General features: G+C 37.9%; 9 protein-coding genes. 7 read left to right on the top strand and 2 right to left on the bottom strand.

The genetic code is table 11. The features are described from left to right. Nucleotides 1-350: 350 nt before the first annotated feature. The 6 genes from HMPREF3116_RS03485 to cspD all read left to right on the top strand — a co-directional run bounded on the left by HMPREF3116_RS03485 (nucleotide 351) and on the right by cspD (nucleotide 8,031). Entirely contained in the window at nucleotides 351-2,987 is a 2,637-nt protein-coding gene (locus HMPREF3116_RS03485) for a valine--tRNA ligase (protein ID WP_070467813.1), read from the top strand. 165 nt (nucleotides 2,988-3,152) lie between these two features. Further along, nucleotides 3,153-4,391 (top strand): bifunctional folylpolyglutamate synthase/dihydrofolate synthase, encoded by a 1,239-nt coding sequence (locus HMPREF3116_RS03480; protein ID WP_246819041.1) that lies wholly within the window; start codon nucleotides 3,153-3,155, stop codon nucleotides 4,389-4,391. Then, nucleotides 4,369-5,013: an HAD family hydrolase gene (locus HMPREF3116_RS03475; protein WP_070467811.1), complete on the top strand. Its 645-nt coding sequence runs from the start codon at nucleotides 4,369-4,371 to the stop codon at nucleotides 5,011-5,013. Before HMPREF3116_RS03480 ends, HMPREF3116_RS03475 begins: the two co-directional genes overlap by 23 nt. 189 nt (nucleotides 5,014-5,202) lie before the next feature. After that, nucleotides 5,203-6,879, top strand: coding sequence for a formate--tetrahydrofolate ligase (locus HMPREF3116_RS03470; RefSeq protein ID WP_070467810.1), 1,677 nt, complete (start codon nucleotides 5,203-5,205; stop codon nucleotides 6,877-6,879). A 59-nt stretch (nucleotides 6,880-6,938) separates the two neighbouring features. Next, a complete protein-coding gene (gene radC / locus HMPREF3116_RS03465; RefSeq protein WP_070467809.1) occupies nucleotides 6,939-7,643 on the top strand; it encodes a RadC family protein in 705 nt (234 codons plus the stop codon). A gap of 187 nt (nucleotides 7,644-7,830) precedes the next feature. Continuing rightward, nucleotides 7,831-8,031, top strand: a complete 201-nt coding sequence (gene cspD / locus HMPREF3116_RS03460) for a cold-shock protein CspD (protein ID WP_070467808.1) — start codon at nucleotides 7,831-7,833, stop codon at nucleotides 8,029-8,031. A 210-nt stretch (nucleotides 8,032-8,241) separates the two neighbouring features. Here the strand turns inward: cspD and HMPREF3116_RS03455 are convergent, their stop codons facing one another. Together HMPREF3116_RS03455 and HMPREF3116_RS03450 are read right to left on the bottom strand one after the other, a co-directional pair. Next, the gene (locus HMPREF3116_RS03455) at nucleotides 8,242-8,970 is read right to left on the bottom strand and encodes a hypothetical protein (RefSeq protein WP_070467807.1); all 729 of its coding nucleotides are present in this window, start codon (nucleotides 8,968-8,970) and stop codon (nucleotides 8,242-8,244) included. Then, nucleotides 8,970-9,536, bottom strand: coding sequence for a tRNA 5-(aminomethyl)-2-thiouridylate-methyltransferase MnmM (locus HMPREF3116_RS03450; RefSeq protein WP_070467806.1), 567 nt, complete (start codon nucleotides 9,534-9,536; stop codon nucleotides 8,970-8,972). Before HMPREF3116_RS03450 ends, HMPREF3116_RS03455 begins: the two co-directional genes overlap by 1 nt. A 202-nt stretch (nucleotides 9,537-9,738) precedes the next feature. Here HMPREF3116_RS03450 and HMPREF3116_RS03445 point away from each other — a divergent pair. Next, the coding region (locus HMPREF3116_RS03445) for a glucosaminidase domain-containing protein (RefSeq protein ID WP_246819040.1) at nucleotides 9,739-10,932 on the top strand (1,194 nt) is incomplete at its 3' end.

The following is a 10,932-nucleotide window of genomic DNA, read 5'->3' as shown; positions in this document are numbered from 1 at the left end:
TACCTGCCTGAGCGCCAAAGCTCGCACCCTGTTCTTGCTTTCTGTTTTTTTCCGTGCTATTATTGGCTATGCAAATAGTTTAAGTAATTGCTGTGAGGTTTATTGTTTTGTCTTTAAGCGAGCTTGTGGTTGGTGTGAACAGGTAAGACAGTCAATAATGGTTGCATGGTAGGCAAAATGTCACGTTACTTCGGTGCATACCGTTATCATGTTCTTACAATGGAGTAAAAATGTAGGTGGTACCGAGCAATGAAATTTGCGCCCTATACTATAATGATCTAACGATAGATGTTTATAGTATAGGGCTTTTATTTTGCCAAAAATAGTAAATAAGAAAGAAGGAAGTTTTCATGAAAGAGACGAATATGTCTACTAAATATCAACCGAATGCGGTTGAAGAAGGTCGCTATGATAAATGGGTAGCGTCTGGTGTATTTGAACCTAATGAAGATAGAACTGCTGAACCATATTCTATCGTTATCCCACCTCCAAACGTAACAGGTAAATTACATTTAGGGCACGCTTGGGATGTTACGCTACAGGATATGTCCATCCGCCAAAAACGTATGCAAGGTTATGACACACTATGGTTACCAGGTATGGACCATGCGGGGATTGCTACACAAGCAAAGGTTGAAGCGAAGTTAGCTGAAGAAGGGATTTCTCGCTATGACCTTGGTCGTGAAAAATTTATTGATCAAGTTTGGGCATGGAAAGAAGAATATGCTGAAACAATCCGTCAACAATGGGGTAAAATGGGTATCTCTGTTGATTATTCACGTGAACGTTTTACTTTAGATGATGGTCTAAGTAAGGCTGTACGTAAAGTCTTTGTTGATTTGTACAATAAAGATTTGATTTACCGCGGTGAATATATCATCAACTGGGATCCGAAAGCCCAAACTGCTTTGTCAGATATGGAAGTCGTTTACTCTGATGATAACGGTGCTTTCTACCACCTTTCATATCCATTAACAGATGGTTCAGGATCATTAGAAATCGCAACAACACGTCCAGAGACCATGCTTGGAGATACTGCTGTAGCCGTTCACCCGGAAGATGACCGCTACACCCACTTAGTTGGTAAAACCATTACCTTACCTTTAGTAGGCCGTGAAATTCCAATTGTTGCAGATGATTACGTAGATCGTGAATTTGGTACAGGTATCGTAAAAATTACACCAGCTCATGATCCTAATGACTTTGCAGTAGGAAACCGTCACAATTTACCACGGATCAACGTAATGAATGCCGATGCAACAATGAATGAAAATGCTGGCGAATTTGCTGGTATGACCCGCGAAGAAGCACGTAAGGCTGTTGTGGCAGCTTTAGATGAACAAGGCTTCTTAATTCGTGTAGAAGAAATGGTCCATTCAGTTGGACATTCTGAGCGTACTGGGGTTGTTGTTGAACCTCGTTTATCTACACAATGGTTTGTTAAAATGCGTCCATTAGCAGATAAATCTCTAGATAATCAAAATACAGCTGACCGTGTTGATTTCTATCCGCCACGTTTTGAAAATACCTTCAAAACTTGGATGGAAAATGCCCACGATTGGGTTATCTCACGTCAATTATGGTGGGGACATCAAATTCCTGCATGGTATCATAAAGAAACTGGCGAAATGTATGTGGGTATGGAAGCGCCAGCTGATAGCGAAAACTGGGAACAAGATCCAGACGTATTAGATACTTGGTTCTCATCTGCCTTATGGCCATTTTCAACAATGGGTTGGCCAGATACAGACCAAGAAGACTTTAAACGCTACTACCCAACGTCAACATTGGTAACAGGTTATGACATCATTTTCTTCTGGGTTGCCCGTATGATTTTCCAAGGTTTGGAATTCACTGGTCGTCGCCCATTCAAGAATGTGTTGATCCATGGTTTAATCCGTGATAGCCAAGGTCGTAAGATGTCTAAATCGTTAGGTAATGGGGTTGACCCAATGGATGTTGTCAATGAATATGGAGCGGACGCTTTACGTTGGTTCCTTGCGACTGGTTCAACACCTGGTCAAGATATCCGTTATAACGAAGAAAAACTTGAGGCGGCTTGGAACTTTATTAATAAAATCTGGAATGCTTCTCGTTATGCCATCATGAACCTGGATGATTTAACTTATGATGACATTGATTTATCGAATGTGACTGAGATTAAAGACCAATGGATTTTAACTCGTCTTAACGAAACCATTGCTTCAGTAACCACAAACTTTGATAAATTTGAATTTGGTGAAGCAGGTCGTTCACTATACCACTTTATCTGGGATGAATTCTGTAATTGGTATATCGAAATGGCAAAAGAAACATTACAAGGTGAAGACGAAGCAGCTAAGTTAACTACTCGTTCAGTCCTAGCTTACACATTGAACAATATTTTACGTTTGATGCATCCAATTATGCCATTTGTAACCGAAGAAATTTGGGCGCATATTCCACATAAAGAAGCATCAATTGTAACAGCTGCATATCCAACGGTAGATGAAAACTTATCTAATCCAAAAGCAGCTTCTGATATGAACTATGTCATTTCACTGGTTAAAGCGATTCGTAATGCTCGTAACAAACAAAACGTTGCTTTATCTAAACCGATTGAAATTATTGCGAAACCACGTAATGCTGAAATTGGTCAAGCACTTGAAGACAATATTGCCTTCATTAATCGCTTTACTAACCCAGAAAGCTTTACAATTGATACTGCAGCAGTAGCACCAGACCAAGCGGTAACCTTATTCTTTGATGGTGGTGACATTTACTTACCGTTAGCTGGATTCATTAACATCGAAGAAGAAATTGCTCGTTTAGAGAAAGAATTAGCCAAATGGCAATCTGAAGTAGATCGGGTTGAAAAGAAACTATCTAACGAACGCTTTGTGGCGAATGCTCCTGAAGCTGTCGTAGAAGAAGAACGTCAAAAAGGTCAAGATTACCAAGAAAAATTAGCTTCTACTAAAGAAAGAATTGCTGAATTACGAGGCTAAGTGAAGTAAATATACTTGTTTTAGAAGTCGACTGAATAAAACCGGTCGGCTTCTTTTAAATAGGAGAATTGAAAATGTTCAATTGACTAAAATAAAACGTTATGAAAAGACTTTCCATGCTAGAATAAGTCTGCAATAGGATAATGAAGAAGTGGAGGCATAAAATTGACTATTTTAATGCACAATATGGCGCAAATCGAACAATGGCTAGCATTGTATACCAAGGCGGCGCCAAAAGATTTTTCAAGAATAAAAAGTGTTCTTGATCGTTTAGGTCATCCAGAACTTAAAACGCCTGCTATCCATGTCACAGGTACCAACGGTAAAGGGTCAACTTGTCGTTATATTGAGCAAATGGCAGCAGATCATGGCTATTCAACGCTCTTATTTACTTCACCACATCTAGTGACCTTAACTGAACGTATTCGTCATAATAAAGAAAATATCGATGAACAGGCTTTTATTCAATTAATGAATACAGTCCGAGAACATATAGAAGCATTAAATATTCCAGTTATGTCTTATTTTGAGGTTTTGACCTTAGCTTTCTTTATCTATGCAGGTCAAGTAACAGTTGATTTACTCATTATTGAAGTGGGTATCGGTGGAAAAAAAGATTATACGAATATTTTGCCACATGCCATTCGGGTGATTACATCCATTGGTCGAGACCATATTCCTAGTCTAGGTAAGGATGAATATGAGATTACCGATCAAAAAGCGGGAATTATGCACGAGGGCGATAGCATGATAGTTGGCGAGATTCAATCGGAATACCTAGCCATTATTCAAGAGAAGGTAGATAAATATCATGGGCAATTGATTTCTTATAAAATGCAACCACGTATGGCTACTCCACAACTTGGCTTTTACCAAGAATGGAATGCGCGAACAGCTTACGCGGCTTTTTTAACTTTTACAAAAGAAAATCAATTGCATTTTAATATGCAAACAGCGATTGCATCCATTCAAGCGACAGCGTTACCTGGTAGGTTAGAATTAATCGCTAAGCAACCAGCTACCTTTATTGATGGCGCCCATAATATATCCGCAATAAAAGCATTAGTGAAAGCATTGACAACTACTTTTACAGATAGAAGGATCATAATCTATTATTCAAGCTTGGACCGCAAGGAAATAGATGCGTCACTCCATTATCTTCAAGACCATTCAGCGATTGATTTATTTGTGACCACTTTTGATTATGAAGAAGCAGCAAAAGAAAACGATTATTTAGCCACTACAGATGCGAAATTTGTGAATAATTGGTATGATGACTATAAGAAATCCGCACCAGCAAATGTAGATGCCGTAGTTGTATTCTGTGGATCGTTCTACTTTATCTCTGAAGTGCGAGAAAAACTACAAAGTGAGGATATCTATGAAAACATCAGTAATTTTTGATATGGACGGGTTAATGCTAGATACAGAAAAAGTTTATGCCCAAGTAAACAAAGAAGGATTCGAATCATTAGGCATCGCATTCACTATGGATGACTACCTAAAATATGTTGGTGTCGGTGAGAAAGAAACGCTACAGATGTATGCTGAAGCTATTGGTGATATGGAAGAAGCTAAGGCGTTACTTGCTCGTGAAGATAAACGTTATTTAGAGATTATCAAGGATAAAGCACCAGACTTAAAAGACGATTTAATTAAAGTTTTAGATACTTTAGCAGCAAAAAATGTAGATTGCTACGTAGCTTCTTCAACGAATATTGAAACGGTGGAATATTTATTAGAAGCTACTGGTATTCGCAAATATTTCAAAGGTGTATTTGGTGGTGACCAAGTTGAAAATGCCAAGCCAGATCCAGAAATCTATTTAAAAGTGGTTGCTGACTTTAACCTGGATAAATCTGAAACGATTGTATTAGAAGACTCTATCCACGGTGTAAATGCGGCTTATCAAGCTGGGCTAGATGTGATTATGGTGCCTGATTTGGTAGCGCCAGATGACGAAACTTATGATCGTGTTCTAGCCGTAGTCGGTCGTCTTGGTGATGCGTTACCATTTATGGATTAATCCAATTTGACTGGTTCAATAGAGGACCGGTCTTTTTCTTTTGGCAAAAAGGGTGAGTGACGGATTGCTAGCATACTATATTAGCTTAGTTCACTCAGAAAACCAGCATTTTTTTCGATAAAACAAAAGGAAACTGAGTAAATATGCTAGAATATAAGAAAAATGAAAGTCATAGAAAGAGGTTTTGTCATGTTAACAGATATTCAAATTGCGCAACAGAATGTATTAGCCCCAATAACTGAAATTGCTAAAAAAATTGGTTTTGATGCTGACGATATCGATTTATATGGAAAATATAAGGCGAAAGTACCTGCAAAAACCTTAGAAAAGCTTGAAACGAACAATGATGGCAAATTGATTTTGGTGACTGCTATTAATCCCACACCAGCGGGTGAAGGGAAATCAACGACAACAGTTGGATTAGGTGACGCGTTAAGTAAACGTGGTAAGTCTACAATGATTGCCTTACGTGAGCCTTCTTTGGGACCTACTATGGGCGTTAAGGGCGGTGCTGCTGGTGGTGGTTATGCACAAATTCAACCAATGGAAGATATCAACTTACATTTTACTGGAGACATGCATGCAATCACTACTGCGAATAATGCATTATCTGCTTTAATTGATAACCATATCCATCAAGGAAATGAATTAGATATCGATGTTCGCCGGGTAACATGGAAACGAGCTGTTGACTTAAATGACAGAGCTTTGCGTGACGTAACTGTAGCATTAGGCGGTATAGGTAACGGTTTCCCACGTCAAGATGGATTTGATATTACTGTAGCTTCAGAAATTATGGCTATCCTATGTTTAGCGACAGATTTAGAAGATATGCGAGCGCATTTCGCACGGATTGTGATTGGAGAGAATCGTAGTCGTCAGCCTATTACTGTAGCTGATTTAGGCGTTGAGGGTGCTTTGACCTTAATCATGAAAGATGCGATCGCACCGAATCTGGTGCAAACCCTAGAACATACACCAGCTTTTGTACACGGTGGCCCTTTTGCGAATATTGCCCATGGTTGTAATTCAGTTGTGGCAACTCGCGCAGCTTTAAAACTAGCTGACTATGTAGTAACTGAAGCTGGTTTTGGTGCTGACTTAGGTGCAGAGAAATTTATGGATATTAAGGTACCAGTTCTTGGAAAAGCGCCGGATGCTGTAGTTGTAGTCGCTACTATTCGTTCATTGAAAATGCATGGTGGTGTAGCCGTGAAAGATCTAAATGAAGGTGAAAACGTTGATGCAGTAGCAACTGGTTTTTCGAATCTACAAAAACATATTGAAACCATGCAAAACTTCCAAGTGCCAGTAGTTGTGTGTATTAATGAATTTGTCACTGATACAGAAGCTGAAGAACAAGTTGTTATGGATAAATGTGCAGCGCTTGGCGTGAAGTGCGTAAAATCGTCTGTATGGGCAAATGGTAGCCAAGGTGGATTAGATTTAGCTGATGCTATAGTAGAAGCAGTAGAGGACAATCATCAAAGCTTCCAAGCTACGTATGCTTATGAGGGCACGACGTTGGAAGAAAAAGCTCGTTCAATTGTACAAAAGGTATATGGTGGACGTGACGTAATCTTTACTAAGAAAGCCCAAAATCAAATGCGTCGATTTGAAAAGAATGGTTGGGGCGAATTACCTATCTGTATGGCTAAAACACAATACTCATTATCCGATGATCCAAAAGCCTTGGGACGACCTGAAGACTTCGATGTAACAGTACGTGAATTGGTGCCAAAAATTGGTGCAGGCTTTATCGTCGCTTTAACAGGAGATGTCTTAACCATGCCTGGTTTACCAAAACATCCTGCAGCAATGGACATGGATATTAAGAAAGATGGGGAGATTACCGGATTGTTCTAGATTAGATTGACACTTTTTATGCCTTTCTACGTATAAATATGGTAGAAGGGTGTGAAAGGATGAATGAAAATCAATTAGTAATCAAAACAACAATTCATGAATTACCAGAAGAAATCAGACCACGAGAACGTTTAATGGCTCATGGTGCTGAATCTTTAACCATGTACGAACTATTAGCAATTGTGCTCAGGACAGGTAATCGTAGTTTGAATGCGATTCAATTAGCAATGAAAATTATCCAGCATTTTGGTACAAAATATGATTTACGGACAGCTTCGTATCATGACTTAATTCAATTACCAGGCGTGGGACCAGCTAAAGCAGTAGAAATTCAGGCAGCTATAGAATTTGGTCGTCGTTTATACCAATCAAATCAAGAAAAATTAGGTGTGATCATGTCTACTAAGGATGCAGGCGCATACTGTATTGAAAAGTTAAAGGACTTGCAACAAGAAAATGTGATGGCCCTATATTTAAATACAAAAAATCAAATCGTTAAAGAAAAGATTGTATTTATCGGCTCATTGAATGCTTCTGTCGCACATCCAAGAGAGATATTTAAAGAGGGCGTTCGGTCTTCAGCAGCGCGTATTATTGTTGCACATAATCATCCATCAGGTAATCCCTCGCCGTCTCAAGCAGATATTGACTTTACTAGACGATTGGCAGAAGGTGGAGATTTGATAGGGATAGAACTGTTGGATCATATTATTGTTGGAGGCGATACTTTCATTAGTTTACAAGAATATGGTATTTTTGAATAATAAAAATTATTTTACTTATAATTTATCATTGCTAATCGCATTGGTTCGTGCTACAATGAAATAAGAATTTTTGGATAGGTAAAAAGTTATATATTTTTAAAAGTGCTAAGCACTTAAAAGTTTTACTCGAGCCGTGCAAGAATTACTGAAGAAATATGTGCATGTGCACGAGGAGGATTCTATTATTATGGAACAAGGTAAAGTTAAATGGTTTAACGCAGAAAAAGGTTTTGGATTTATCGAACGTGATGGCGCGGACGACGTATTCGTTCATTTCACAGCTATCCAAGGGGAAGGCTTCAAAACTTTAGAAGAAGGTCAAGAAGTTTCTTTCGAAATCGAAGATGGAAACCGTGGACCACAAGCAGCTAACGTTGTTAAAGCGTAATCCAATAAGATTGATATGACGGGGTTTATAAACCTCGTCTTTTTTTGTCTAAAATTCGATGCCAAAAAGGGAGCATAACGGGAGCAAATGATAGCCTAAAGCTATGTAGTTAGTTCGAAATGTCTTACAATATCATAATGAAAAATAAAACCCACATTGAAATGGTTGATGTAACCTTTCGATGTGGGGTCTTTTTAGGATAAAGCGTTTTTATTGGTTTTTCTTAAGGAAAAGACTGTAAACCATGATCATGACAGAAATCACTATTAATGCGATGTTTGATCCTTTAATACCATCTGTAATCATAAAGCTTAGCGCGATTGCGATAATTAAGCTTATAACTGCAAAAATGGCTAGCAATTTCATTATTCGCGATGTATTTGACTTTTTTCCAGCTATTTCTATACCTTCTAAACGGTATTCGATAAATAGACTTGATAACCAAGTAAATACCGCCAAATAGAAGAGAAAGTTGATAAAGCCTAGACCTGTTAATAAGACCTGTGCATTGGCCATTTCAACAATATTTTGCATGATAACCATTTCCATTGCAATAAATAGAGGTGGCAAAATTGGTAGAAGGTTATGGGTACCAATGACTAAGTGAATAAGTAACCATTGTAAGAATAGTAATCCTTTTACCAAAATTGTAACTGGACTGAAGAACAGTATCGCAATTAAAGCGACTTCTACTATAGCTAATACAACCATATTTTTAATTAAAGTTAGTCCTTTTTGCTTAGAAAATAATAAATACACTTGGGTAAGTAAGAATTGCCACAGAATTAATAGTAGAAAAGTCATCCAATTGATAGTACTTACTGCATATAAGTTCATATAAGTAGGCAATGAAATAAGACATGCAAGGAGCAAATGAAAAATTGCTGGAATGATCGGTTGACGATTTCTAGTGCTAGGAATGGATTTAGTTGATGCCATTATTTTCTCCTTTCAACGATAAACAATCGCGGAGGTAGATTTTTTTGGTTCAAAAAATTGAACATAGCTACATTATAACTTTTTTGGTCAAGTTTTTCGAGGTAAGATTGAACTGCTTCAAATTCTGCCATTCCACCTGGATGACCTATGTAAGAAGCAACTAGCAATAAACCCATAGTATCTAGGTGTTCAAGAACGCTGGTAATAGCTTTAATAGTGGTATTTGCTTGTGTGATAATTTGCTTATCACCACTAGGTAAATAGCCAAGATTAAAAATAGCTAATTGTAATTTTTCCTCTTCTGGTAATATTTGTTTTAATTCACTGTGGTCTTTAACAAACAACTTTGTATTTTTATAATTTGATTCATTACAAAGCCTTTTTTCAGCTAATGCAATCGCTTGTGTTTGAATATCCAGTCCGTAAACGATGCCGTCTTCTTCTACTAATTGGGAAAGCAATAGGGTATCATTTCCTTTACCGACTGTCGCATCTAGTACGTGGTCACCTTTTTGAATCTTTTCTTTCATGATTTGATGGGTTATCGTAACAACATTTTGGAACATGTCATCCCTTCTTTCTATCCTTCTAGCTTAATTCACTATGGGGAATCAAGCAAATTATATTACGTTTATATTACAAATATTAAATAATTACATCAACATAAATTAAGTCTTTCTTAATAAAATTATTTTAGATAGAATTTAGGTTGTGAAAGTTTGTTTTTTTTTGACGATGTAGAAATTACAAGGGGGAGTAAAATTGGTAATGGAGGAAAATAAAGCAATATCGCGTAAAACCATCGCATCAATTTCCAAAAAATCAGCAACACTGGGGGCTATCGTTCTAGGATCTGCCTTTGCTGTATCAAGTTTTGGTGCTCAAAAGGACATCCCAACGGCACATGCTAGTGAAGGGACAACAGTTACATTTGCATCAACGAATAATGCTTTCTTAGATAGCATTATTCCTGATGCTTATAAATTAGCTAATGATAACGATTTATATGCATCAGTGATGATTGCACAAGCTATTTTAGAGTCTAACTGGGGCGCATCAGGCTTGTCGTCAGCGCCATACTATAACATATTTGGAATTAAAGGCACCTACAATGGCCAAGGTGTAACGTTCTATACACTTGAAGATGATGGTTCGGGTAATTATTACCAAATTAGAGATTCTTTCCGTGATTATCCTTCTTACCGTGAGTCTTTAATTGACTATGCAAATAAGATGAGAAATGGTGTTTCATGGGATGCTAATTTCTATGCGGGCACTTGGAAATCTAATACAAGATCTTATAAGGATGCAACAGCTGCATTGACAGGTACATATGCTACCGATACACGTTATGGTGGTAAATTAAATAACTTAATTTCAACGCATGGTTTAACAAAATATGATACAGCCGCAGGTTCAGCAGTAGGGTCTTCAGCTTCAGTTGCTAGCTCAACAACTAACTTGTCAACACAAGGTAAAACTGCAACTAGCACTGCAGGTAAATCTTACACTGTGAAATCAGGTGATGGTCTATATACTGTAGCTCGTGCTTTAGGTGTGAGTGTTGCAGAAGTTAAAGCGCAAAATGGTTTAACTTCTAACCTAATTCACCCTGGACAAGTGTTATCAGTAGCAAAAACTAGCTCCTCTTCATCATCTAATTCTACAAGCGCTGGAGCAACTACTAATACTGGCTCTTCTGCATCAACAGGTAAGTCATACACTGTAAAAGCTGGCGATGGTTTATACACTGTGGCTCGTGAACTAGGGATTACACTAACAGAAGCACGTAGCTTAAATGGCGGATCTGATTTAATCCATCCAGGCAAAGTATTTACAGCTGGTAAGGCGACAACTTCATCAAGTGCGTCTACTTCAACTAGCACTAATACTGGATCTTCTGCAACAGGTAAATCATATACTGTAAAATCAGGCGATGGCTTATATACTGTAGCTCGTGCT

Origin of the sequence: Aerococcus sp. HMSC10H05 (assembly GCF_001806975.1) — a bacterium.
In the GTDB taxonomy this organism is placed as follows: domain Bacteria; phylum Bacillota; class Bacilli; order Lactobacillales; family Aerococcaceae; genus Aerococcus; species Aerococcus viridans_B.
Note: the sequence above shows the minus strand (reverse complement) of the source record. Positions and strands in the feature narration are given on the sequence as shown.

Excerpts from the sequence above, each read along its gene's own strand:
- HMPREF3116_RS03485 (WP_070467813.1), top strand. The coding sequence starts at position 351 with ATGAAAGAGACGAATATGTCTACTAAATATCAACCGAATGCGGTTGAA.
- HMPREF3116_RS03475 (WP_070467811.1), top strand. The coding sequence starts at position 4,369 with ATGAAAACATCAGTAATTTTTGATATGGACGGGTTAATGCTAGATACA.
- HMPREF3116_RS03470 (WP_070467810.1), top strand. The coding sequence starts at position 5,203 with ATGTTAACAGATATTCAAATTGCGCAACAGAATGTATTAGCCCCAATA.
- radC (WP_070467809.1), top strand. The coding sequence starts at position 6,939 with ATGAATGAAAATCAATTAGTAATCAAAACAACAATTCATGAATTACCA.
- cspD (WP_070467808.1), top strand. The coding sequence starts at position 7,831 with ATGGAACAAGGTAAAGTTAAATGGTTTAACGCAGAAAAAGGTTTTGGA.
- HMPREF3116_RS03455 (WP_070467807.1), bottom strand. The coding sequence starts at position 8,970 with ATGGCATCAACTAAATCCATTCCTAGCACTAGAAATCGTCAACCGATC.
- HMPREF3116_RS03450 (WP_070467806.1), bottom strand. The coding sequence starts at position 9,536 with ATGTTCCAAAATGTTGTTACGATAACCCATCAAATCATGAAAGAAAAG.